17 protein-coding genes and 2 pseudogenes are annotated in these 25,914 nt (G+C 48.5%); 11 read left to right on the top strand and 8 right to left on the bottom strand.

Annotation, left to right across the window (positions count from 1 at the left end; genetic code table 11):
- Positions 1 to 102 precede the first annotated feature (102 nt).
- Positions 103 to 2,808 carry an MGH1-like glycoside hydrolase domain-containing protein gene (locus OXH18_RS18080; RefSeq protein WP_268608628.1) on the top strand — a complete coding sequence of 902 codons (2,706 nt, stop codon included), beginning with the start codon at positions 103 to 105 and terminating at the stop codon, positions 2,806 to 2,808.
- Between the two features lie 101 nt (positions 2,809 to 2,909).
- Complete coding sequence (locus OXH18_RS18085) at positions 2,910 to 3,881, top strand: S-layer homology domain-containing protein (RefSeq protein ID WP_268608629.1); 972 nt, start codon at positions 2,910 to 2,912, stop codon at positions 3,879 to 3,881.
- A 68-nt stretch (positions 3,882 to 3,949) separates the two neighbouring features.
- Here OXH18_RS18085 and OXH18_RS18090 read toward each other — a convergent pair whose 3' ends face one another.
- Positions 3,950 to 4,414, bottom strand: a complete 465-nt coding sequence (locus OXH18_RS18090) for a DUF2459 domain-containing protein (protein WP_268608630.1) — start codon at positions 4,412 to 4,414, stop codon at positions 3,950 to 3,952.
- A 411-nt stretch (positions 4,415 to 4,825) separates the two neighbouring features.
- On the opposite strand from OXH18_RS18090, the pseudogene OXH18_RS18095 reads away from it, so the two are divergent.
- Positions 4,826 to 4,992: pseudogene (locus OXH18_RS18095) on the top strand (IS701 family transposase); the annotation flags it as partial.
- A gap of 21 nt (positions 4,993 to 5,013) precedes the next feature.
- Here OXH18_RS18095 and OXH18_RS18100 read toward each other — a convergent pair.
- From OXH18_RS18100 to OXH18_RS18115, 4 genes and pseudogenes are all read right to left on the bottom strand, one after another.
- Positions 5,014 to 5,205 (bottom strand): annotated as a pseudogene (locus OXH18_RS18100) (IS1 family transposase); the annotation flags it as partial.
- A gap of 88 nt (positions 5,206 to 5,293) precedes the next feature.
- A complete protein-coding gene (locus OXH18_RS18105; protein WP_268608633.1) occupies positions 5,294 to 6,019 on the bottom strand; it encodes a hypothetical protein in 726 nt (241 codons plus the stop codon).
- 96 nt (positions 6,020 to 6,115) lie between these two features.
- Positions 6,116 to 6,541, bottom strand: coding sequence for a response regulator (locus OXH18_RS18110; protein WP_268608635.1), 426 nt, complete (start codon positions 6,539 to 6,541; stop codon positions 6,116 to 6,118).
- A gap of 264 nt (positions 6,542 to 6,805) precedes the next feature.
- Positions 6,806 to 7,186: a hypothetical protein gene (locus tag OXH18_RS18115; protein ID WP_268608638.1), complete on the bottom strand. Its 381-nt coding sequence runs from the start codon at positions 7,184 to 7,186 to the stop codon at positions 6,806 to 6,808.
- Between the two features lie 625 nt (positions 7,187 to 7,811).
- Here OXH18_RS18115 and OXH18_RS18120 point away from each other — a divergent pair.
- Complete coding sequence (locus OXH18_RS18120; protein ID WP_268608640.1) at positions 7,812 to 9,812, top strand: S8 family peptidase; 2,001 nt, start codon at positions 7,812 to 7,814, stop codon at positions 9,810 to 9,812.
- Positions 9,813 to 9,909: 97 nt separating this feature from the next.
- Here OXH18_RS18120 and OXH18_RS18125 read toward each other — a convergent pair whose 3' ends face one another.
- On the bottom strand, positions 9,910 to 14,544 hold the full coding sequence (locus OXH18_RS18125) for a glutamate synthase-related protein (RefSeq protein WP_268613209.1): 4,635 nt from the start codon (positions 14,542 to 14,544) through the stop codon (positions 9,910 to 9,912).
- Between the two features lie 749 nt (positions 14,545 to 15,293).
- Between OXH18_RS18125 and OXH18_RS18130 the strand changes: the two genes are divergently transcribed.
- The 4 genes from OXH18_RS18130 (at position 15,294) to cbiE (ending at position 20,570) form a co-directional block, all read left to right on the top strand.
- The gene (locus OXH18_RS18130; RefSeq protein ID WP_268608643.1) at positions 15,294 to 17,231 is read left to right on the top strand and encodes a phosphodiester glycosidase family protein; all 1,938 of its coding nucleotides are present in this window, start codon (positions 15,294 to 15,296) and stop codon (positions 17,229 to 17,231) included.
- 413 nt (positions 17,232 to 17,644) lie between these two features.
- On the top strand, positions 17,645 to 18,064 hold the full coding sequence (locus tag OXH18_RS18135) for a phosphomannose isomerase type II C-terminal cupin domain (RefSeq protein ID WP_315874602.1): 420 nt from the start codon (positions 17,645 to 17,647) through the stop codon (positions 18,062 to 18,064).
- Positions 18,065 to 18,561: 497 nt separating this feature from the next.
- Complete coding sequence (locus OXH18_RS18140) at positions 18,562 to 19,308, top strand: phycocyanobilin:ferredoxin oxidoreductase (RefSeq protein WP_268608645.1); 747 nt, start codon at positions 18,562 to 18,564, stop codon at positions 19,306 to 19,308.
- Entirely contained in the window at positions 19,305 to 20,570 is a 1,266-nt protein-coding gene (cbiE, locus tag OXH18_RS18145; protein WP_268608649.1) for a precorrin-6y C5,15-methyltransferase (decarboxylating) subunit CbiE, read from the top strand. The genes OXH18_RS18140 and cbiE overlap by 4 nt, the downstream gene beginning before the upstream one ends.
- On the opposite strand, the gene OXH18_RS18150 is transcribed toward cbiE, so the two are convergent.
- Positions 20,547 to 21,428: a CPBP family intramembrane glutamic endopeptidase gene (locus tag OXH18_RS18150; RefSeq protein ID WP_268608650.1), complete on the bottom strand. Its 882-nt coding sequence runs from the start codon at positions 21,426 to 21,428 to the stop codon at positions 20,547 to 20,549. The two genes, cbiE and OXH18_RS18150, sit on opposite strands and share 24 nt — an antisense overlap.
- Positions 21,429 to 21,697: 269 nt before the next feature.
- Positions 21,698 to 22,099 (bottom strand): AbrB family transcriptional regulator, encoded by a 402-nt coding sequence (locus OXH18_RS18155; RefSeq protein ID WP_268608652.1) that lies wholly within the window; start codon positions 22,097 to 22,099, stop codon positions 21,698 to 21,700.
- Positions 22,100 to 22,702: 603 nt separating this feature from the next.
- On the opposite strand from OXH18_RS18155, the gene OXH18_RS18160 reads away from it, so the two are divergent.
- The 3 genes from OXH18_RS18160 to OXH18_RS18170 all read left to right on the top strand — a co-directional run bounded on the left by OXH18_RS18160 (position 22,703) and on the right by OXH18_RS18170 (position 25,910).
- Complete coding sequence (locus OXH18_RS18160; protein ID WP_268608654.1) at positions 22,703 to 23,755, top strand: succinate dehydrogenase/fumarate reductase iron-sulfur subunit; 1,053 nt, start codon at positions 22,703 to 22,705, stop codon at positions 23,753 to 23,755.
- A gap of 68 nt (positions 23,756 to 23,823) precedes the next feature.
- Entirely contained in the window at positions 23,824 to 24,783 is a 960-nt protein-coding gene (locus OXH18_RS18165; protein ID WP_268608656.1) for a glycosyltransferase family 10 domain-containing protein, read from the top strand.
- 128 nt (positions 24,784 to 24,911) lie between these two features.
- Entirely contained in the window at positions 24,912 to 25,910 is a 999-nt protein-coding gene (locus tag OXH18_RS18170) for an Npun_R2821/Npun_R2822 family protein (protein WP_268608658.1), read from the top strand.
- The last annotated feature ends 4 nt before the right edge of the window (positions 25,911 to 25,914 follow it).

Here is a 25,914-nt window from a genome sequence, read left to right on the forward strand (position 1 = left end):
AGTAGGCAGCACAAGGATTGCTGCAATGGATCAAAGATTGCACAGCTTTCCAACTCCTGCCTCAGTAAAGCTTTTCAACCATTGACACCACTCGCAAGACCTATGACAACCGCAGAAGAACGTAGACTCACCGAAGATCGTAACCGCACCGCATACTGGCGCAGATGGGGCCCCTACTTGAGCGAACGCCAATGGGGAACGGTGCGCGAAGATTATAGCCCTGATGGCAGCGCCTGGGATTACTTTCCCCACGATCATGCTCGATCGCGGGCTTATCGCTGGGGCGAAGACGGTATTGGTGGCATTTCTGATAATCATCAGCGGTTATGTTTTGCGATTGCGTTGTGGAACGGTGAAGATCCAATTTTGAAAGAACGGCTATTTGGGTTAACTGGACCGCAAGGAAATCATGGTGAAGATGTTAAGGAATACTATTTTTACCTTGACAATACTCCCAGTCATGCCTACATGAAATACCTTTATAAATATCCTCAACAAGAATTTCCCTATGAGCAGTTGATTCAAGCCAATCAACAGCGGGGATACTTTGATCCAGAGTTTGAATTAATTGATACAGGGATTTTCAATAATAGTCGCTACTTCGATGTTTTCGTTGAATATGCAAAAAATACAGACGAAGACATCTTGATTCAAATCTCTGTCGCTAACCGATCGGCAGAAACTAAAACACTGCATTTGCTACCAACTCTGTGGTTTCGCAATACCTGGTCTTGGGATGAGTCAAGTGAAAAACCAAACCTGCGACAAGTAGAATTACAAGGCACTACTCATGTAATCCAAGCATCGCATCCTACCTTGGGCGATCGATGGCTCTATTGTCAATCTCCTAAAGCCTTGTTGTTCACTGAGAATGAAACTAATCTAGAACGCCTGTTCGGAACATCAAATTCTTCGGCATATGTCAAAGATGGCATCAACAATTACATCATTCACGGGCAAACAAATGCCGTAAATCCAGATCAAACTGGAACCAAAGTATCCGCCTACTATCAACTAACACTGGAACCTGAAGAAACTCAAATTGTTTGGCTGCGGCTGGCTGATACTGCCAAGCTTTCAAACCCCTTCCAGACGGAATTTGAAACCGTGTTTAACCAGCGCAAACAAGAAGCTGACGAATTCTATCAGCGCTTCACTCCGGATCAGAGTTCTGTAGATGCCTGCAATATTCAGCGACAGGCCTTTGCCGGTTTGCTATGGACAAAACAGTTCTATCATTACGTGATTGAAGACTGGCTGAAAGGTGATCCTACTCAACCCCTGCCCAACCGCTCCTATGCCCGCAATGCTGAATGGATTCATTTATTTAACGATGATATTTTATCGATGCCGGATAAGTGGGAGTTTCCGTGGTTTGCGGCTTGGGATCTGGCATTTCATATGATCCCGTTTGCAGCGATCGATCCTGACTTTGCCAAGCGACAACTCGATCGATTAACGCGGGAATGGTACATGCATCCCAACGGGCAGATTCCAGCTTACGAATGGCACTTCAGTGATGTCAATCCTCCGGTTCATGCTTGGGCTGTTTGGCGGGTTTACCAAATTGAGCAAGAGATGTATGGACGGGCCGACACAGAGTTTTTAGAGCGCGTCTTTCAGAAATTACTACTCAACTTTACCTGGTGGGTGAATCGCAAAGACAACAACGGCAATAATGTTTTCCAAGGCGGATTCCTAGGATTGGATAATATTGGTATTTTTGATCGCAGTGCCGAATTGCCAACAGGTGGATATTTAGAGCAAGCAGATGCCACTAGTTGGATGGGAATGTATTGCTTAAATTTATTGGCGATTGCGCTGGAATTGGCCAAAACTAACCCCGTCTACGAAGACATTGCTAGCAAGTTCTTTGAGCATTTCCTCTATATTGCCGATGCTATTAACCACATGGGTGACACAAATATTCCTTTGTGGGATGATGTCGATCAATTTTTCTATGATGTATTGCATTCACCTCAGGATGAATACCACTATCTGAGAGTGCGATCGATGGTAGGATTAGTGCCTCTGTTTGCCGTTACCGTTTTAGAGCCACAAGTGTTAGACCAATTTCCCGATTTCAAACGCCGCTTTGAATGGTTTATTCACAATCGCCCTCAACTACAGCGCCACATTGCCTCAATGGAGCAACCAGGCAAAGACTCGCGGCGATTGTTAGCAATCGTCAATCCGGAACGGCTGAAACTGATTTTGCAGCGATTGTTAGATGAAGAAGAGTTTTTGAGTCCGTATGGAATTCGATCATTATCTAAAGCTCATGCGGATGCTCCCTACACCTTCAATGTAGACGGACAAACGCATCAAGTGGCCTATGAACCTGCGGAATCCACCAGTGGTATGTTTGGCGGTAATTCCAACTGGCGTGGACCAATTTGGTTTCCAGTGAACTACTTGCTGATTGAATCTCTGCAACACTTCCATAGCTATTTAGGCGACCACTTCAAAGTGGAATGTCCTACCGGATCGGGACAGTGGATGAATTTATCTGAAGTGGCGATCGAGCTTTCTCAACGCCTGATTCGCATTTTTCGGTGTAACCAGGAACACAATCAGCCAGGTAATCGCCCTGTTCATGGAGGTCAAGCACTGTTTCAATCTGATCCTCATTGGCGATCGTTAATTCTCTTCTACGAATACTTTCATGGCGATAATGGTTCAGGGCTGGGAGCTAATCACCAAACGGGTTGGACAGGGCTAGTGGCGAGCTTAATTCAACAGTGCGGCACAGATAATCAACTAGCACAAGCGAACCGTTCTAAATCGCTACTCAAAACTGCCTTCTGAATACAGATGCGATTGTTACGCATTCATGACTAGGGTTATGGAATGACCAATCTGTGATACAAACAACTTACTATTCACATCACGAATCAGGGAGGAAATCTATGTTTAGCGTTTCGCGCTGGTCGTTTGCAGGGGTAACGTTGCTCACTGCGGGGCTGGCTGCTGGGGCGATCGCCCCCTTTGTCACCATCCACTCTTCTACAGTGCTGGCTCAAACAAATGGTGATCCCTTTCCCGACATTCAGGGGCATTGGGCCCGCCCGTTTATTCGTGTCCTTGCGAACGAAGGCATTGTCCGAGGATATTTAGATGGAACCTATCGACCAGAGCAAGCAGTCAGTCGAGACGAGTTTGCTGCATTGGTCAATCAAGCCTTCGACCAGGAACCCGTTCGCCAAATTGAAGGGGGAAGTGTCTACCAAGATGTTCCTGAGGGCTATTGGGCAGATGAGGCGATCGAAGCGGCCTACCAGCAAGGCTTTATGACAGGCTATCCTGGTGGTTTCTTTCAACCCAATCAACCGATTGCCAAAGTGGACGCCTTAATGTCCTTATCTCGCAATCTCAACTTACCAGGAGCGGCTGGAAGCACGGAGCAAGCCACGTCCGAACCCACAGCCACTGCCTCAGAAACGGCTCGGCCAGCTACCCGTCGCCAGGCAACAGCCCGCCCTTTGATGTTTCCACTGGCAATGACAGCCCTTATGCAACCAGTGTTGTCAATTCCCCAAGAGCAATCCCCCACCTCTACGGCTGCACAACCGGACACTGTAGCAGCTACCCAGACTGAGCAACCCCAGGAGGCAGAGTCCATTGCAACTCCTGCTTCACGTTTAGTGGCTGATTACTATGTAGATGCGGATCAAATTCCCCAACATGCAGTCGGTGACGTTGCTGCTGCCACTGAAGCAGGGCTAGTTGTCAATCATCCAGAGCCAAACGTGTTAGAACCTAATCAACCAGTGTCGCGTGGAGAGATGGCAGCTATTCTTCATCAGGCGTTGGTCTATCAGAATCGGTTAGAGCCATTACCCGCAGAAGAACCCGCTGCCAATTACATCGTTGGTCGTTAATCTGTTGTTGGTGATCGGATGTATGGTAGCTCATCAGGGTGTTTCACAAAACGCCCTGTTCTGCCCTTTTAAGGCTTGAAATTAGAGAGTTGTTTGACAACCGTTGAAACTAACTGGGTTGTCCGAAAATTTGCCCATAAGACAAAGCCGCGCACACGACAGTCCAAAGCTTGTAACCACTCCACTAATTCATGGTTACTATTGTGAAGTAAAGTGTAGTCTTGCTCATCGCGAACAAGAGTAAGCCCTGTATCGGGGTTTTCAGTATAGGTGCTAAGTTGTCGATCGAACCGCTGGTTTAATTCTTGCCGTAATTGCTCTACTTTTGCGCTCGCGACAGCGACACTGAGAATGGTGGCTTGTTCCTGCTGAGATGTTTGTTGAAACTCAGTTAGGCTTGTAAATATGCGCCGTCCCAATGCGCCTTGCGTAGGAATTAAAACGGCTGCGATTGTATTTTCCCAATCTTGTTGACCCAGTGCATAATACTTCCAATCTCCATAGGCATACTGAATCAATTCTCCTTGATTCATCGGTAGTACTAGCCTAGAATGCAATCCATGCTCAGTGATATGGACTAAAACAGGATAATTAGGTTGAACCGGTGGAAGAATTAAAGCAGGAGAAAACATCCAAGCAGTTATGATTATGATAATACTAGTGAATGCTAGAGCGAGGAAATAACGCAACTGCATAACGGCATCCGTATTTACTAATCATTTTTTGATTGTTTGAATTGAGAGTGAGATCAAGAATAGCTTATTTAAGATGAAACCTAAAAATTATAGTAACCGTTCACGGGGAGGTGCTGCTATCCGGTAGCAGTGATGGAGCAGGTCGCCCTTGGCGAGCAGCCCGATACGCCTCGACGAAATAATCCAACACTGGACGATTTTGAGCACGCAATGTTGGCAAGCGTTCAGGCGTATCTTCAGCGCAGGTAGTATTGGCTGCTTACTACAGCCCCCCAAACCCTACCAGACAACTCGACTTCCTTTGTCATGGCTGTGCGCCTACAGTCAAGTTGATGGAAATTAGCAACCAGTATGGGTTTAGAACCTGGATTGAGTATGGTCTCAAGCAAGCGAAAGATACACTCGGATGGGCAGACGGTAGTGGTGAATAGTAATGGTCAAGAGCGCAGGGAGGCATTGTCATGATGCACAAAGTACCAAATTGCGCCAACATGGCCAATATGATTGCTCATTTTTTTCGAGAACGACAAGGTTTTACGAACCAAACGTTCGGCCCGCTGGCGCAAGGTGTTGTTGAACCGTTCAATATAGCTAGTTTGACCCGTTTCTTTGCCCACCGCTCGATGTTGCTTGCTCTATATTGAACAGGTTGCAACTTATCCTTCCTCCCTCCTTCTTAGGTCCTCCCTCTTTGTTCCGCTTTCCTCCTTTCCCCCATCACTCGCAACCAACCCAATCTCGATCGACATCAAAATTGTAAGGGTCTTTGCCTACAACGCGAAAGCCGCGCCGACCAAGCGTCCGACAATCCAAATTTTCTAGATTTGGAGGAATACAAAAATCTGGATAAGACGGTTCACACGCCGGCTCGGCTGCTTCTGCCTCTGTACTCGGTTCAGATGTGACCACTGTCTCGGTTTTTGCTCTCGAATCAGCCGCATCTACCGTAGTCACCGCTGATTCACTGTTCTCTGTGCTACCTTTTTTCGGCTGCATATCCTGGTAGATATACACAACTGTTTCAACAATGGCGGCGGCTGGATGCTTGGCAACATAGCTGGCCACCTCAACTTGTTCCTTGTGCCATTGACACTGGCTTTTGGCTGCCCAGTCATATTCCGGCAGCATTCCTGAATTAATCACAAATTTCGCTACACTTTTGCCGTCTCTAGCAATCGCATCCAACTGATCGCAAAAGGATAGGGCTTCAAATGGAACGGGTTTTGCCGTTTCAATGATTTGCGGCTGCTCGATCGTTTGAGTGGGTGATTCGACAATGACTGGAATCGGGATATCTGGTATGGTTTCAGACCGTTGAGATTGAGACGTACCAGCCCCAGAATCGGGTTCAAGGCGAATAAAAGGCTGAAGTTCAAAAATTTCACCTGTTCCCACAGACGAGGTCAAAACACTGAATCCAACTCCTGCAATTAAGCTTTTCATAGATCGTTCTATTAGTCTCCCTAGTAAGAGAACAACAATCTCCGCCTGAAACCGGACAATGTACAAAAAGCTACATGAAAAATTTATCGCGATCGATTAAAAGGTACTGCTGTGTCCTCGTAGTTTGCCCTGCTTTTTGGCTCCTCGTGTGTACTGCAACAAATTCTCGATTTTTGAGTGCAACTCTTCAAAATCGATCGGTTTACGCACAAAGTCGTTGGCCCCAGCTGCTAATCCTTTAATTCGGCAGGCATCAATATAAGCTGTAACTAGAATGACGCGGACAGTACGCAGCTTTTCATCTCGTCGAATTGCTCGTGTTAACTCATATCCATTCATTTTGGGCATCATCACATCAAGCAGGGCAACATCAAAGGAAGAAGCCGCTAGTTTTTCTAGAGCTAAATCGGCGCTGTCTGCTATATCAACCGTATGTCCTTCAGATTCTAGAAATGCCTGAAGTAGGAGTGCATTATCAACCACATCGTCTACGATCAAGATTCGGTAGCTTTTGGAAGACATAAGAACTAACCCTCAAATGGTAGTTTTCAATCCAGTGTTTTGCGTTCACGCTGTCAGAGCGATTGCAAAAGACTATTTCTTAAATTTAAGAAAGCTAAACAAAAGTAAATCTCTGTTGTCAATCTTGTCTACCCTATCTAAGGCCAGGCTGATGCAGGCAATGGTGCTTTAAAGAAAAAGCAGCTTACAATGAAGCTGCCGTCATCAGTTCGATTAGCTGGTTGGATGCACAGGATGGAGAATTGATTTTGCTGGAATGCAAGACTAGATAATACCAGTTCCCTTGCCTCGCTTATCCTCTTCCATCGTTAGCTCCCCTTGCTTATCTGTATCACGAACTTCTTCAATCTCTTCAGCCCGCTCTGCTTCTAGAGCTTCCTCTTTTGCTCTCAAATCACCTGGCTCTTCATAATACATTTCAGGTTCAATCGCATAGTTATTCACTAACCCTTCATTGTCCACAGTGTAGCCACTGGTAGTATCAACATGTTCACTTCCAGCTTCATCGTGGACTGTTTTCTTATATAGATCTCCTTCACGCTCTTTGCGGGCCGCCGTTTCAGCCGGAACAATACCCCGATCGTAGGTATCTCTAGAAACGTCTTGTTGTTTATCAGGATGCTTATCAGTGTTTGGATCTGCCATAACAATTCCTCTTACGCATTCATATTGTGATGAATTGCTAACAAGTATCAGTCGAAACCTAAAATTAAACCTCTATCTCAAGGGGTTATGTTTTTTAAGGGTGATTTCTACCTATAGGCATAGGTAAGGACCATGCTTTATCATACGGCATCGCATTCACCCTACCGCTGGCGGCTCTTCGCCTCGCCAACGGGAAGTTGAGGGCGGCATATTATGCAACCTCATAGAGAATTGGTATAAGTAGGATTTTTTATAAATTGCCAGGCTCTCTCATATTCGGTGTATTTGCTCCAGCCTTACAGATTTCTGCCACTCTGGTTGCTGATACTTCCAGAGAAGTTGACACAAATCAGGAAAGAGACCGTAAAGCTCTTAGTGATATCTTATTGGTGTTCATCATTGGGTGCGTTTATCGAAGACATGTTGGGGAATGAGGGTGGTTTGGCACAAAAATGTCCGGACTATTGATTTAACTACCCCATCGGTTGCACTGGCCCATTAATCGACCGTACTATCAGCCGTAAAGGTTGAGTGTGAATTTGTAGTAAATAACACAACCGGAACCAATCAGCTTTCTGGTGTGCCTAATCGGATTGTCTTAAACAACCAATATCTACTTATATCTATGCTTTCTTCAACATCACCAGAAACGATTGCTTTGTTGGATAGCTCGTTAGGTAAGATTCATGGATTTGGCGATAGTCATGATCAGTATGGACTAAATTCTACTTCTAGCGATCGAAATCAATTATCAACCTCTCTTTATCGCGATCAAACATTAAATTTAGATTTAAATCAATACTCACAGCGATCATCCACTGATGATTCAATGCTTACAGTCTCTAATTCCAGTACAAGTTCGCTGTCGGATACAACTGAAACTACTTCATCGCTATCAACAAATAACAAAAATTCAAACGAAACTGATACGCTTACTGGAATCGCTGCTACTGATGCTCTTGTGAATCGATCGGATTCTGCTCCTGGTACTAATAATACAGTCTACGGTACTCTGTCTGGAACCGATGCTCTGAACCCGACTCGTCCCGGTGCATACAAAGATGACTATGTTTATCGAAGTCGAACGACGCAGACGGTTCAAGTCAGCATGAGTTCATCCCAGTTTGATACGTACCTACAAATTGTTAATGCTAGCACTGGGCAAGTCATTGCCTATGACGACGATAGTGGCCCTGGACTTAACTCGCAACTTGTCTTTACGGCGACAGCTGGCACCACCTATTTCATCCGCGCTACGAGCTATGCTGCTAGAGCGACAGGAGCCTACGCCTTAACAACCCGTGCCAGTACCACACCGCCCCAATCTGGACAATTTAATTCAACAACTGGTTATGGTTTAGTCAATGCAGCCGTGGCAGTTGCCCGATCGATCAATACGTCTACCTTTGGCGATGTTAGGGATTTAGGTGGCAATAACTGGGGTACGGATATGGTTCGAGCACCAGAAGTTTGGGCCCGAGGCTACACCGGGCAGGGTATCACGGTGGCAGTGATTGATTCAGGAGTAGATATTAATCATTCCGATTTACGCAATAATATCTGGGTCAATCAGCGCGAAATACCCAATGATGGCATTGACAACGATGGCAACGGGTATGTAGATGATGTCTATGGCTGGAACTTTGGTGCCGGACAAAATAATAACAATGTCACACCAGGAACCAGTAACTCTGCACAAAGTCACGGTACGCACGTAGCGGGTACGATCGCGGCGATGAATAATGGTGTGGGACTGACAGGAGTAGCCCCCAATGCCAGAATTATGTCGCTGCGGATGGGTGATGTCGATAGTTTTGGACGCTTCGTTAATCCGGGCAGTTTAGCTCAGGCGATTCGCTATGCGGTAGATAACGGAGCTAGGGTGATTAACATAAGCTTGAGTTGGACAGATTCTCCTGAACTGCGATCGGCGCTTGCTTATGCCGCGTCTAGAAATGTAATTACTGTGAGTGCAGCGGGCAACAACGGGAATTTTTCACCCGGTTCCCCTGCCTACTATGCTACGCAGTATGGGCTATCAGTCGGTGCGGTCGATCGCTATGGGTCGGTGGCCTATTTCTCAAATCGTGCTGGTTCTAATAGCCAAATGCGGCATGTTGTAGCTCCAGGAGTAGATGTGTACTCCACGCTGCCAGGCAATCGCTATGGGTTGCTCAGTGGCACCTCAATGGCATCCCCCCATGTGGCTGGAGTGGTTGCCTTAATGCTCAGCGCTAATCCCAATCTAACCCATGCGCAGGTGCGGCAATATCTGACCGGAGCCACGACGACCACGACGGCATCAACTTTATCCACCCAAGGCACAACGCTGACTCAAACACAAGCTGACCCTGAATTGGCTACGCTGCAATCAGGGTCGATCGACCTAAATCGGACAACCGATCGTAGTGCTACCTATGGCATCAGCAGTGCCGCAACTCGCGATGCGATTGACGCAGCCGTGTATTCTACAGTTGATGCCACGGACGCGGACGCTGATAGCCTCACTGGTTGGGTGGCAAGCCAAGGCCGAGGAAATCGGCAGCTAGATCGCAATGGCAGTGATGAGGTCGATGAGCTATTCGCTGTTGGCAATCGCAGGATCGCTCGTCGGTATAGTGTTTGATTTGACTGTATTGCTGATAATAAAAAAACTCCTGGGTGAATCACCCAGGAGCACTTGAAGGAGATCAGAAATTTATAGAACGGGAAGTCGATCGCGCCTACTGCACCGGAGTCAGCACCTTTTCCGCAACTGCTGCATTGGGATTGGCTTCAGGGCTATCGGCTTCCGATGGTGGTACCACTTGCCAGAACTTCGGCAGGGCTTCGCTCCAGTTGTCGAGAATGAACCGGGCTTTGCGGCTACCTGTGCGATCGACGTGGGCTTGAATCAAAGCTTTTAGCTGTTGCTCACCAGTTGGTGTGACAACCCGCTGTACTTTGACAATTTCCGGGTTGACTTTGGTGGGGAAGCTACCGTCTTCGTCAAAGAAGTAAGCTAAGCCGCCCGTCATACCAGCGCCCACGTTACGCCCGGATTTACCCAGTACAACAACAACGCCACCCGTCATATATTCGCAGCAGTGATCGCCTGTGCCTTCAATTACCGCCTGAGCATTAGAGTTACGAACTGCAAAGCGTTCACCTGCCTGGCCCACGGCAAACAATGCACCGCCCGTTGCGCCATATAAACAGGTATTGCCAATAATCACGTTTTCAGACGGGGTATAAGTGGCTTCAGCAGGAGGGTGGATGATGATTTCGCCACCGTGCATCCCTTTCCCCACATAATCATTGGCTTCGCCTGACAACCGCACAATCATGCCAGGGAGGATAAAGGCTCCAAAGCTTTGCCCCACCGATCCCTCAAAGTTAAGCGCAATTTGTCCTGTGAAGCCTGTGTCGCCGTGCTGTTTGGCGATCGCTCCCGATACTCGTGCCGCCACCGATCGATCGGTGTTGACAATCTTGTAGGTTTTGCTGACCGTACCGTGATGGGCAATTGCATTCTGAATATCGGCATCTGCTAGGATTTCATCGTCCAGGACATAGCCGTTCCCGTGTACATCCTCATGCTGCAACCAACTACGATCGGTGCGCGTGTCGGGGAGATTGGTTAGGCAGTTCAGATTCAGGGCTTGGGTTTTGGTCAACGACACGCCATCCCGCATCTTCAGCAAATCCGATCGTCCCATGATGTCGGTCAACGAACGATAGCCCAACCGTGCCAACAGCGATCGAACTTCCTCGGCTACAAAGTAGAAGAAATTCACGACATGTTCAGGCGTGCCGGTAAAGCGCTGCCGCAGTTTCTCTTGTTGTGTGGCCACGCCCACTGGACAGTTGTTGGTGTGACAAATGCGGGCCATGATGCAGCCTTCCGCAATCATCGACACAGACCCGAAGCCGTATTCCTCGGCTCCCATCAGCGCCGCCATCACTACATCCCATCCGGTTTTCATGCCGCCATCTGCTCGCAGCAATACTCGATCGCGCAGACGATTTTCCATCAGTACCCGATGCACTTCAGTCAGTCCCAATTCCCAGGGAACACCGGCATGTTTGATAGAACTGAGCGGCGATGCGCCTGTCCCACCATCATGACCAGAGATTTGAATAATATCGGCGTTGGCTTTGGCCACTCCAGCAGCGATCGTCCCAATCCCCACTTCTGCCACTAGCTTCACCGAGACTTTGGCTTGTGGATTGATTTGGTGCAGATCAAAGATCAGTTGTGACAGGTCTTCGATCGAGTAAATATCATGGTGCGGTGGCGGCGAGATTAGGGTCACACCAGGTTTCGATCGACGCAGCATAGCAATGTAGGGGCTGACTTTCTTACCGGGTAGCTGGCCACCTTCACCGGGTTTTGCCCCCTGTGCAATTTTGATTTCTAGCTGCCGACCGCTCATCAAATATTCTGGAGTGACGCCGAATCGTCCTGATGCGACTTGTTTGATGGCCGAACTGGCCGTGTCGCCATGGCGTAATCCCTTCAGATGAGGAAATTGCTGAGAGCGCCCTGTTTCATCGACATCGCCAATCGTCTGGTAACGCATCGGATCTTCGCCGCCCTCACCAGAATTAGATTTGCCGCCCAATCGGTTCATGGCAATGGCTAGGGTTTCGTGGGCTTCACGGGACAGCGATCCCAGCGACATTGCCCCTGTGCAGAAGCGCTTAACGATCTCCTCCACGGGTTCAACGTCTTCAATTGGAATAGAGGGGCGATCGCTTTGGAAATCTAACAAATCCCGCAGGGCTGTGATTGGTCGCCCTTCCATGTACTTTTGGTACAGAGCGTAGTGGTCAATGCTCTTGTCGGCTACCGCTTTGTGCAAGTACTTAGCCATCTCCGGGCTATTCATGTGGTACTCGCCACCGGGTTTGTAATTAAAGAAGCCAAAGTTCTCCAGCTTTTTGGTGGTCAACGCTGGGAAGGCGCGACTGTGGAATGTGATGATCTCCTGTGCTAGATCGGCCACACTCAAACCACCCAGTCGCGAAGCCGTGCCCTGAAAGCCCAACGCTAGCAGATCAGGACCAATACCAATTGCTTCAAAAATTTGCGCCGCTTGATAGCTAGACAACAGCGAAATGCCCATCTTTGAGAGAATTTTCAGCAACCCTGCCTCGACGGCTTTACGATAGTTATGCTGCGCCCCAGCCAAGCTAATTTTGGCAATTTTGCCGGTTTCCATCAGCTTTTGAGTTTTACCATCTGCCCACCAGTGTCGCACAGTTTCCCAGGCTAAATACGGACAAACGGCGCTAGCTCCGTAACCAACTAAACAAGCAAAGTGGTGAGTGCTCCAGCATTGCGCTGTATCAACTACGATCGAGGCTTTCATGCGTAGGCCTTGCCGAATCAGGTGATGGTGCACCGCGCCCACAGCCAGCATCGGCGGAATGTAGCTGAACGCTTCGCTGAGAGTCGTTGGGTCTCCAGCCGCATTGACGCGATCGCTGAGAATCAGAATTTTCTTGCCGTCGTGCACCGCAGCCGTTGCTTGTTGGCACAGATTTTTGACAGCATGTTGTAGTCCATCTGGTCCATCGGCAATCCGAAATAGGGTTGAGAGGGTGGCCGTGTCAAAGCCCGACTGACGGATTTGCTCGAGTTCTGGATCATTTAGCACTGGAGAATTCAGCTTCAGCAGATGGGCGTATTCCGGCTTTGCGTCGAGCAAATTGCCTCGTTCACCTAGTTGAATCGACAGCGACATCACCAAACTTTCCCGCAGGGGATCGATCGGCGGGTTCGTCACTTGCGCAAAGCGCTGCTTGAAATAGTCGTACAACAACCGGGGCTTGCTTGATAGCACTGCCAGTGGAATATCATCCCCCATGCAAAAAGTGGGTTCCTTGCCCTGGGCCGCCATTTCTTGAATAATCATCTCCACATCTTCGGTGGTGTACCCAAAGGCAGTTTGGTGCTGAAGCAGATTTTCAGCTACCATGAAGGGTTCATCCAAGAAAGGTTGGGGTGACAGGTCTTGCCGATGTGCTTGGAGCCACTGCCCATAGGGACGGGCCCGGGCTACGCGCTGCTTAATATCCCAGTTTTTCAGCACTTCCTGGGTTTGCAAATCTACGGCGATCGCCTGTCCTGGTCCCAAGCGCCCCTTTTCCACAATCTCGGCTTCGGGAATGTCTACCACACCAGCTTCCGATGCCACCACAATCAAGCCATCGCGGGTGATACAGTAACGGGCTGGTCGCAAGCCGTTGCGATCAAGTGTTGCACCGACTAGTTTTCCGTCACTAAAGGCCAACAAGGCAGGGCCATCCCAGGGTTCTTGTAGCCCACTGTAGTACTCGTAAAAATCAACGATCTCTGGATACTGATCAAGGTCGGGTTGGTTTTGGTAGGCCTCCGGCACTAGCATCATCACCGTTTCCAGCGGCGGACGCCCCGACTGTACCAATAGTTCGGTGACACTGTCGAGGTTAGCCGAGTCACTTTGCTCAGCATTCACAATCGGCTTGAGGTCTGCCAACCGATCGCCCCAGTGCGGATCAGCCAATCCAGCCTCCCGTGCCATCATCCAGTTGATATTGCCCAGCAGCGTATTGATCTCGCCGTTATGCCCCAAAAACCGCATCGGTTGTGCCAGCGGCCATTTGGGCATGGTATTGGTGCTGAAGCGACGATGGTAGATGGCAAAGGCGCTCTCGTACAGGGGATTTGCCAGGTCTTCGTAGAATAATCCCAACACTTCCGATCGCACCATGCCTTTATAGACAATCGTGCGGCTCGAAAATGAGCAAATGTAAAAGTCTTGTAGCCCTGGCGTTTGTTGAGCCTGTTGACTCATGGCTTTCTCGATGCGCTTACGGGCCCAATACAATAGTCGCTCTAGCTCGTCGCCCGTTTGAGTAGACTGCACCAAAAGCTGCTCAATCTGCGGTTGGTTTTCCTTTGCCTGCTGACCAAGGACTTCTGGTTTAACCGGCACAATCCGCCAGCCTAGAGGGATAAGGTTCACCTCAGAGAGCGCTTTCTCAACGATGTCACGCGCGATCGCCGCATCTGCGGCAATGGCCGGCAGAAACATCATCCCTACGCCAAGCTGATCGATCGCAGGAACCGCGATTGCTTGACAAGAGAGCCAATCAGTGAACAAGTTCCAGGGGATTGCCGTCATCAACCCTGCCCCATCGCCCGAGTCTTGGTCGGCACTGCATCCACCTCGGTGTTCCATGCAAGTAGCCGCTATCAACGCCTTGGAGACTAACGAATGACTAGCACGCCCATGTTGATCGGCAATAAAACCGACCCCACAGGCATCGCGTTCTTCGACAAGCCAACGTTGACCGACATATCCAACTTCTGATTCCTGATGATGCAGCATAGGTTGATTCACGCTTCTCCTACTCCCGATGAAATACACGAACTGCGCTCTGCAACGAGTAAACCTTAAAAATTGACCACAAACCTTGACAACCTCAGGGTCATCTTTCTGGCATCTTGTTCTTCATGCACGTTACCAACTTTCAATACTGTCGATCGTTCCCTTAGGGCATTTCTTAATTGAAGCCTGCAAAGTCTCCTCACTCGTCTTTAACAGGGCGAGGGGTAGGTCTAGCAGTCAAGTAAACCCAAATGTCATCCTTGACGCTACACACAATCTTAAATAGAACAGATTAAGCATCTTAATAGAGTTTAACTATGCTTTGCAATCCTTGACGCGGTTGCCATTCGCAGCACTTTGGCCTCACTAATCTCCAAACTCTGTACCTGACCCCTATTTCAGCCTGCAACCGATTTTGAAGCCTCCCTGATTGGGTGAGGGATCGCCTCTATTGTCCGGAATAGTACCCATCTATTATGAGGCTAATCTTTACCTGCATAAGGTGATGAGAGTGACCGTTTGCTCAGGCTTTGTGAGGCTCATGCGAGGCAGGGATGCAGCCCAGCACCAAACGGGGTCTGACTATCTGTTTGACTGTCTATTTTTAAAATCAACACAGAACTGACACAGTTTGATTACGTAATCGACAGAATAGCAACAATTTGTGAATAAATAGCGGCAATTTAAACAAGGGTGAGGAATGCTGTAGAAACGTGTTTTTAGGAATGTTTGGATAAGCTCTGAGAATCGTGGCCAGAACTAGAACTCGTCGTCGTCGGGATCGGCGTGATCGATCGCGCTATCCTCGCCCTGTCAGTGTCTCCCTATCTAGGAGTCCAGCCAATCACTCCCCAGACACCCTTGTCTTTGTGCCCCTGTTGGTGATGGTGGTGTGTCTGCTATTGATCCGGCAGCCTAGCATTGCGCAGGTGCTTCAGCTTCCCTCGCCAGTTGTCACCGATTGGAAAACCGGGCTGCTGTCGTCGATGGGACGGGCCTTTCAATTTGCGCAGGTGTTTGAGCCGGCTGTCATCACCCAACAAGGCAATCAGGTCATTCTCAATGGGCGTGCCTATCCCGTTGCCTGGAGCCAACGCCAAAACCGCATTGGTGTTTCGGATACATCCTTGCTGCAACTCATTGGGGTTGATTTACTGAGTACCGCCGACGTGTCTAAGCAGCCAATCGAATGGTTTTCCGATCAGCGAGTCAACCCGATCGTCTTACCTACGTGGCGCAGTGGCCCGATTCGATATTTGGACATTACAGATTTACCGCAGCATTTTAGCTGGCAGCTTGAAACCAATGGTGGAACACTACAGATTACGACACCTACCGCTAGGGTGACAGGGGTGCGGCAAGGCCGCCAAAGTTGGGGCGATCGAATTGTGATAGATCTAGATCGATCGACGCCGTGGCAGGTTGATGAACAACCAGGTGCTGTGATCGTCACCCTGGACGCCCAGGTTTCCCCTGCCATCCTCCGTGCCTTTAAACCAACGGCAGGCAACCGCATCACCTCGACCAAAGTGGAAACTAGCCACAACCGTACGGTAATTCGAGTAGGAATGGCGGCGGGCATTCGTCCTCGCGTTTGGGCAATTCCAGACCCTAATCGGTTGTTAATTGATGTTCGTCCCGATTCGCTCGTAGAACGCGATATCCTTTGGGCCCCCGGCATCCGCTGGAAGCAGCAGTTTGTGAAGCTGGGCAACAGTAGTTTTCCCGTGGTAACGCTAAATATTAACCCTCGGCAACCAGGCATTACGCTCAAGCCGATCGTCAGCCATGCTTCCACGGTCGTTGGTACGGCTCCTCTATTGTCTACCGCGCAGTCGATTCAGGCCGCCGCCGCCATCAATGGTGGGTTTTTTAACCGCAACAATCAACTTCCCTTGGGCGCTATTCGTCGTGATTTTCGCTGGATTTCAGGGCCGATCTTAAACCGAGGGGCGATCGCCTGGTCAGATACGGGCGATATCACTGTGGGACGATTACACCTGCAAGAGACGTTGAAGACCTCCACAGGACAACAATTGCCCGTGGTCTATCTCAATAGCGGCTATGTGGGGCTTGGTGTTTATCGACATACCCAAGAGTGGGGAACAACTTACACCCCAATTTTGGACAATGAACGCATTGTCACAGTTCGTAACGATCGAGTCACCCAACAACAGCAGTCCGGAGCCGCTGGTAAAAACCCAATCCCCATTCCCAGCGATGGGTACTTATTGGTAATTCGTGGAAACGATGCCGCCTTTAACGCTTTGTCTGTGGGGACGGGCATTGAAATCGAAGCCGCTACCCAACCAGCTGAGTTCGATCGTTATCCCAATGTGGTCGGGGCAGGTCCACTACTGGTACAAAATCGTCAAATTGTTCTCAACGCTCAAGGCGAACAGTTTTCGACCGCTTTTCAACAACAAGGAGCCGTTCGTAGCGTCATTGCCACCACGGCTGAGGGCAACCTACTGTTGGCAGCCATTCATAATCGCATCGGTGGGTCTGGGCCAACGCTGGCAGAAACCGCTCAACTCATGCAGCAGATGGGAGCCGTAAACGCACTGAATTTAGATGGAGGTAGCTCAACAGCACTGTATCTAGGTGGACGACTACTCGATCGAATTCCAGCCACAGCCGCCCAAGTTCATAATGGCATCGGCGTCTTTGTCCAACCTGATTCTTAGCCTATATCAGCAAAATTACCTAGTGAAAAAACTTAACTTTAAATGGGCTTGAACAGGCCGTCCTGCGTGTGAAGAGTACATGTAGAAAGCGTCGTTTCAGTAATCCAAGGCTACCGAGAACCAAAAGAATTTTGTTATCTTTACTTGCGGTCTATTGAACCCCCGAACGCTAAATCCCTGCTTCTAGTAGGGTAGGCAGGGATGACTCTGACCTTTGTATGGGTGTTGGGCTTGTTCGTGTTCCCATTGGAACTTTGCGTGGGGTTCCTGATTCAATTCTTGACTAGGCATGTCTAAACTTTCACCAAAGCGCTATGGAGTGCTTGGAGATAGCAGAGACCTGTTTGTTAGAAGAGTCATCTGAAAAAGTTCATCAGAACTTCCGTTTTGCAATAGTCTCAAGGAGAAAAATTGTGGCTCAACCGAAAGAAGTGACGCAACCAACAGCGCTATCTGTCCCAAACCCAGCTGTTGCCAAGGGCGTGGCAGCGACTGAACTACGCCCCTGGGGGTCTTTCACCGTTCTAGAGGAAGGCAACGGTTACAAGATTAAGCGCATTGAAGTCAAGCCAGGACATCGCCTCAGCTTACAGATGCATCACCACCGCAGCGAGCATTGGATTGTGGTATCAGGTACGGCTCGTGTATTCTGCGGTTCGGAAGAAAAGCTGCTATTTTGTAACCAATCGACCTATGTTCCGGCGTGCACGAAGCATCGGTTGGAAAACCCCGGGGTGATCCCGCTGGTGTTAATCGAAGTGCAGAATGGCGAATATCTCGGAGAGGATGATATTATTCGATTCCAAGACGATTATTCTCGCGCAGATAAGTAACTGTCAATCTGGTTTTTCGTGCTCATAAATGAGCTTTTAAAGATTGCAATCTTGTAACATTGAGGCCTGCACCAGCAGGCTTTTCGCGTTGGAATTATATTAATTGTATTAGTATCAAGCGATCGAAAACAAAACAATCAAGGCAGTGTCAGGCTTCTTAAATCGCCGATCCAAGATAGGCTCGAGGTTGGTTGCAGCGTCCAGTTGACCAGAGCGCCGTCGCATCTAACATCAAGGCTATATCAGGGCTATCTTAAAAGGATTTGACCGAACCAAAATTGACAAGATCAACTAGCAGATGGGTTTGAATCAGAGCCAGCGCCTTGCTGTCCTTAGGAAGATCAATTTCAAAGTATTCTAGAGAGTTGGACATTGTGCTAAGCGTGAGGGCTTGGAAGGCTTTGATCTCTCGCTGAAATATGTTTTAACTTATCGACGGACTCCCTTTTGGGCTTTTATTGCTTCAAATTTACCTTTTGAACATCTGTTTGGTTTATATGTCTTCTTCAACTACTCGATCGATCCGCGAACAACAGCATCCTCTGATTCATCAGCTTGCCGATGTCATTGAGTCGGTTTGGCAGCGCTATCTCGATCTATCTCCCTATCAGCTTCCTGAAGACTTGGGCTATGTGGAGGGACGGCTAGAGGGCGAAAAGCTGATTATTGAAAATCAGTGTTATCAAACTCCGCAATTTCGTAAGCTGCATCTGGAACTCGCTAAAGTTGGTAATTCGTTGGATATTTTGCACTGTGTAATGTTTCCGCGTCCGGAGTATGCCCTACCAATGTTTGGTGCTGATTTAGTCGGTGGGCGCGGACAAGTGAGCATGGCTATTGCCGATTTGTCCCCAGTCAGCCGCGATCGCCGCTTACCGGATGTCTATCGATCGGCTCTGCATGCTTTGCCAATCCCAGAATTTTCGCAAGCGCGCACCGTGCCAGCCTGGGGTGATATTTTTTCCGAGTTTTGCGTATTGATTCGTCCGGGTAGTGCAGAGGAAGAAGCTCAGTTTCTATCGCGGGTGGAAGCCTTCCTTCAGATTCATTGTCAGCAGGCAACAGCCATGCCTCCAACCCCCGAAACCCAATCGGAGATTTTAGCTGGACAGCAATACTACTGTACGCAACAGCAGCAGAATGATAAAACTCGCCGCGTTTTAGAAAAAGCCTTCGGTACTGAGTGGGCCGATCGCTATATGACTACCGTACTGTTTGATGTACCCGAGCCGGAAGCGCGATGACCCCAATCCATGTGGTTGGCATTGGTCTAGACGGTGTAGATGGGTTGTCTGCACCAGTTAAGCACCTGCTGCAACAAGCTACATTCCTAATCGGAAGCGATCGCCATCTCAGTTATCTTTCCGATTATGCAGGTGAGCGGTGGGTGTTGGGCGACTTCCGTCAAGCGATTCAACACATCAAGGAACAATTACAAATCTCTAACGATTGTCCTGAACAACCGCCTCTGATGGTGATTTTGACCTCTGGTGATCCGCTATTTTTTGGGCTGGGGCGGTTGCTGCTCGCAGAATTGCCGGCAGAACAACTAACGTTTCATCCTCACCTTAGTTCAGTCCAGCTAGCCTTTAGTCGGGTAAAAGTAGCGTGGCAAGATGCGCAGATTATCAGTGCACACGGACGATCGTTGGATGAACTGTCCCGGGTGCTCCAACAAGGTGCGGAAAAAATTGCCATTTTGACCGATAAAACCAATACCCCCCAAGCGATCGCCCGTCTCTTGTTCGCGTTGAATTTACCCTGGGCTTACCAGCTTTGGGTCTGTGAAAATTTGGGTGGCAATGATGAGCAGGTTCGTTGCTTCCGTCCAGAAGCTGTGGTAGATGAGAGCTTTGCGCCCTTGAACGTAGTAATTCTGCTACGCGATGCCAGTGCACTGGCTGCAACGTTAGACTCACTTCCTGCCCTGGGCATTGCCGACCATCAGTTTCTTAGTTTTCCCGATCGCCCAGGGTTAATGACGAAACGAGAGGTGCGGCTGCTGGTGTTGGGCGAGTTGAAATTGCAGCCTCATCAAACCATTTGGGATATTGGGGCAGGAACCGGATCGGTGTCGATCGAAATGGCTCGATTATTTCCTAGCTCGCAAATTTATGCCGTTGAACAAACGGCGATCGGGATTTCGTTGATTCAGCAAAATAGCCAGCGGTTTAACGTTCAAAACATTACCAGTGTGCACGGCTCTGCGCCAACTGTCCTAGAAGATCTTCCGCAACCCGATCGAATTTTTATTGGCGGCAGCAGCGGCAAACTTCATGAAATTTTGCATCAATGTAGCCAGCGACTACATATCTCTGGCACGATTGTTGTTGCCCTGGCAACGTTGGAGCATTTGACGGTGGCCCTCAATTGGTTACAGACGGCTCCTGCCTGGGAGGCTCAATGGTTACAAGTGCAACTGTCTCGATCGATTCCGATTGCTACCTTGACGCGCTTTCAACCTCTCAACCCCGTGACACTGCTAACGATACGCCGCCGTCCATAACCCGATTCCGGTCAGCAATAGAAACCCTAATCCCATCACCCCTGCTAATGGGTGATTATCAAATCCTGTGAGCCACTTTGCGGTTTGATTCGAGTAATGCACTAGATGCCAGCGATCGCAACTGGCTAGAGTCCAAATCCATCCGGCATGAAGCCCGATCGCTAGTCCTAATTGTCCCTGATCTGCCCAACGAGCCAACGAAAGCACCATTCCCATCAGCCAAAGCCCAGGCAACTGCGGCAGAATTTTACGTCCGTCCCACACCCAATGCAGCATGGCAAACAACACACTGACACTTGTTGCTGCAACCCAAGGAGCATAATCTTGCTGAAGCTGGTTCCACAAGAATCCTCGAAACACGAGTTCCTCGATCGTGCTGACCCACAGTCCCAGTCCCACGATCGCCACCAAGGCAAGAGACTCAGACTGGACTGCTCCAATTTCTGTCAAGTCTTCTGGTTCAATTGGCAAATCTGTTGATACCATAGCGTCCGATCGCCCCAGCTTTACCCAGCCAAACTGTTGTTGTAGAAAGAATAGCCCCCCTAATCCAACCGTCCCTATAACTGCCCCAACACCAAAGGATACCAGCGTGGAAGGTTGCCCAAGTCCATAGGTTGTCCAGAACGCCCGTTTAAAGCCCGAAACAACCCAAATGGCGACGGGTGCAACGGCATAAAGCGAGACAACTAAAGGAATCTTGTGATTAGCAGTTGCTGAAGGCTGCAAGGGATTCCATTTCAAGACAACTGCTAGGATTGCTGCCAACGGTAGCCAAACTACCATCCAAACCAAGAAAAAAAGCAGTAACTTGGTCAGGGCTGGAACTTGGGTAGAAGCCGGAAACAAGGATAGCAAATCACAACTCGAACGAAGAGAGCAATAGAAAGTCGGTAACAAGTCGTTTAGCACTTAGCACTCTCCGAGCAAGGCGGTTCAAGGATAGATAGAACTACCTAATTGTACTGTCTCAAAATTCAGGGGTACACTTTGAATACTCAGAACTAAGCTAAAAAGCAATAATTACTTCGTCTACTCTGAATCGACTCTCATCGGAATGTCCGCTGTTTCACAGAAGTAATACTGCCTACATACTTTCATGCATAATTATTTGAATAAATGGAATGCTATTCCTCGTCCTCATCTACAAAGCCATTACGATCGCTGTCAATCTGAATCAGGTGGATATGCTTGTAGCCTAACTTGATTTCAAATTCATCGCCTGGCTTCAAACCCATTTTCTCGGTATAAGTAGAACCGATAACGATTTGACCATTTTTGTGTACGCTGACCCGATAAGTTGGCTCACGACCCCGACCATCTTTCGCTCCCTCGGCGTCTAGCGTTGTTCCCTTTGCTTCCAACAACGCCTCAAAAAAATCCGCTAAATTGACTCGCGTTTGATTATTTTTTCCAACAGTATAGTACCCGCAACGCCTTGCCTTTTCTCGTCGGGGTAAATGAGAAAGTTCCTTTACCTTTTGAAGGAGTGCTTTCCCAGTTAATGGAGTCGGCGTGGATTCAGTCATTGTTTCCAGGAATTCCTTACAGCTTTTAAGGGTAGTTAGGAAGTGAGATTCATCCAGTTCATCTCATCTATCTGAATATAACTTTAAACCTATTTATTTCAAAGACGACTAGTAGGAATTAGATTATGAAGTTTAGTAATTGGATGTCCCGATTTTGATCGAGCAGAGAAGTTGCTAGACGAAATTAAAGGCTTCCAATTACTAAATTGGTCTGAGAAACTACCAATTGAGTCTGTTATTTGAGAGTTACTGTTTATGATTACAATTTCTTGGCTGTTGTGTATTGATATTAAGGTAGGTATACATGAATTTTGCCAACTGTCAACCGAAAAGCTGAATGTTTAGCTTGCCAACGCGCATGAATCGGTGCTACTCAAAAAGCCCAAGGCAATTTTAACTACCAATAGTGCCGTAATTTGTTGACTAAACAAGTTACATTTGATGCAATCTTGTCTACGCAGAAAGCCATTAGGGTGATTGAGATGCTTGACTGAACAAGCTATTTTTATCTCTAATACGATTTCTGAAAGAATTCCGTAAACTCTGAGCACTCTGTACGCTTGGATTAGACTAGAAGATAAGTCAGCATTTCGCTTCAAATGTATGCAAGTTTTGTTTAAAGTCGTTCGGCAAGCCTCCAACTCTACTTCTTACACGCAGTCTTATCAACTGGACGTTGAGCCAGGCAACACTATTTTGGACTGCCTCAATCGAATTAAATGGGAACAAGATGGTAGTTTAGCGTTTCGGAAAAATTGTCGAAATACGATTTGTGGCAGTTGTTCCATGCGGATCAATGGTCGATCGGCGTTAGCCTGCAAAGAAAATGTCGGTAGTGAAATCGCCCGGTTGCAATCTATTGCTGCTTCGGTTAGTGAAAAATTCCCTACTTCAAATACTCAAACTGCTCCTATCCCCACTATTACCATTGCTCCGATGGGAAATATGCCTGTGATCAAAGATCTGGTTGTGGATATGTCAAGCTTTTGGGATAATCTGCAAGCCGTTGATCCCTACGTCAGTACTTCGGCCCGGCACGTGCCCGAACGAGAGTTCTTGCAATCTCCTGAAGAGCGCGATCGCCTGAACCAAACGGGAAACTGTATCTTGTGTGGCGCGTGCTATTCCGACTGTAATGCCCGCGAAGTCAATCCAGACTTTGTAGGGCCACACGCGCTGGCTAAAGCCTATCGTATGGTGGCAGACAACCGAGATGCCCAAACCGCCGATCGCCTGACCCATTATAACGAAGGCACAAGAGGCGTGTGGGGCTGTACCCGTTGCTATTTCTGCAACGCGGTTTGTCCAATGGACGTGGCTCCCATGGATCAAATTGGCAAAATTAAGCAGGAAATTCTCGATCGCACTTCCTCAATTCAGTCCGATCCTCAGGCTGAGCCAACCAGTCGCTCGGTACGGCATCGCAAAGTATTGGTTGAGTTGGTGAAAGAGGGTGGCTGGATCGACGAGCGCCGCTTTGGGTTGAAGGTGGTGGGTAATTCCTTTCGTGATTTGAAGGGTGTGTTTAGTTTAGCGCCGCTGGGTCTGCGCATGATAGTCAAAGGCAAGTTTCCGCTCCGCTTTGAACCCTCAGAAGGCACTGACGAAGTACGATCGCTCATTGAATCTGTGGAACAGGCAGAATCTGAAACCTAATAAGCCCTCAACTGTTGTTTGATGAAAGCTGTTTCTGGGAACTCTACCAGTAGTTCACCAGAAAACTTATGGGTAGACGGATTGTAGGCATGATCACTTCCTATCAAGGTGTGAATCAAAGTGATTGGTTATGGCAGCAAACTCCCAACCCTTTCGGCGTTTGGAAAACTATTCAAATTTTGAAAAATGCACCCAAACCTGATGTTTTGCTGCTCTACCAGTATGATTTTTTTCGGCAGTCTACTCGGCGGAAAAGTTGGCTCGATCGCTTGCAACCACCCCAGTTGGAAACGGTTTCATTAAGCGCTACCGAATTACGTGGTGTCCCCAGGGAGCGAGCGATCTATTTGTTGCGAGAACCGCCATTAGAAGAAATTTTGCACAAAAACAAAATTAATTATGAGGCTGCTAAATCCTACTGTGGCTATGTTTTCGGCCCCGATGATAGTGCTCCTACGCCCGATTACATGCCTGCGATTTGGTATCACGCCAACTCATTTCGAGAGCTTGAGCAACTACCCGTTCCAGAAAAACCCAAACGCTGTAGTTGGATTACATCGGGCATCAACCGCACCAAAAACCACCGCCAGCGCCTTGCGTTTTTGCAGCAATTGCAGCAAATCGAACTTGATGTGGATCTCTACGGTCGGGGTTTACCCAGTGGGGCAAGAAGCAATGGCGAACTAAAAAATAAATGGTATGGCATGGCTCCGTATTACTACAATCTAGCGATCGAAAACTATGCCGACAACGATTGGTACGTCAGTGAAAAGCTATGGGATTCGTTGCTGGCTTGGTGTTTACCCATTTACTACGGTGGTTCAGCCGCCGATCGACTGTTGCCACCTGGAAGTTTTCTGCGCTTGCCCAGCCTTGACGAGAAAGGAGTTGCCTACATTCAAGAAGTCATTACATCTCCAGAAACCTGGTATCAGGCAAAAGATGCCATCGCCGAAGCACGACAAATTATCCTGCACAAGCTCAATCTCTTGAACTGGCTGTCAGAATTCGTTGAAAAGTACTTTTAGGCAATGTGACATTACCTTGTGAAAGGGGAAGTAGGGAGAGGCAATGGGAAATAGGGAACGAAGCGATAGATTCTGCACCAACCCCCGACTCCCGACTCCCAACTCCCGACTCCCAACTCCCGACTCCCATGAATGGAATCTGCACCCTTGCCAACGATCAGGTTTATAACCAACTCGTAGCCCTGCTCAATAGCATTGAAGCCGTTGTAGGAGCAACCATCCCTGTTTGCGTTTATCCTTATGACGATCGCACCGATCGCATTGCAGCCGAAATTGCTCGGCGTCCCAATGTGCAGCTTTACAATGATCGCCTCTCGATTCAGCACTGGGATCAGTTTGTGCGGGATGTTTGGGACGCGCATCCCACCGCTAGACAATGGTGGGGCAAGCTTGACCCAACTGTATATTACCGAGTTGGAACCCATCGTCGCTTTTGTGCGTTTGATGGCCCGTTCGAGCGCTTCCTTTATCTGGATGCCGACACGCTGTTGATGAGTTCACCAGAGTTCATCTTTCAGCAGCTAGACCAGACCGATTGGGCAGTTTACGACTTTCAATTTAAAGATCCTAGCCACGTTTACAATCTCTCTTCACCCCGACTCACTCAGTTATTTTCGAGCGATCGGCTGCAAACGGAGATTTTTTGTTCTGGTTTCTACGCTACCAAGCGCCACATATTTACGGCAGAGCAACAAGCATGGCTGCTGTCAGAGTTACGAGCGGGCGATGCGGAAATCCTGTATCCGATGGCTCCTGATCAAACGTTGCTAAATTATATGGTAATGAAATCAGGCATTAAACTCTGCAACTTGGCGCTGAAGCTACCACCCGAGCAGCGAACGGGCTGTTGCATTACCTCGGATAAGTTCACCGAGCATGATCGAATTCTGTACGACCAAGGCAATCCGTTGACCTACATTCACTACATCGGGTTAACGTCTAGCCTCGTGAACCGGGTCTGTAGCGGCGAAAATCTTGACTTTCCCTACCGTGATCTGTTCTTGCACTATCGCTATTTGCACGAACCAGAGCAACACCCTGTTTTTTCTCAAAAACCCAGGGCCTACAATGCATCGCCGAGCCTACAGAAGCGCTTGTTTCGGAAGTTGGGTTTGGCTCGAAATTAGACTA

Origin of the sequence: Thermocoleostomius sinensis A174 (assembly GCF_026802175.1) — a bacterium.
Taxonomy (GTDB): Bacteria; Cyanobacteriota; Cyanobacteriia; order Elainellales; family Elainellaceae; genus Thermocoleostomius; species Thermocoleostomius sinensis.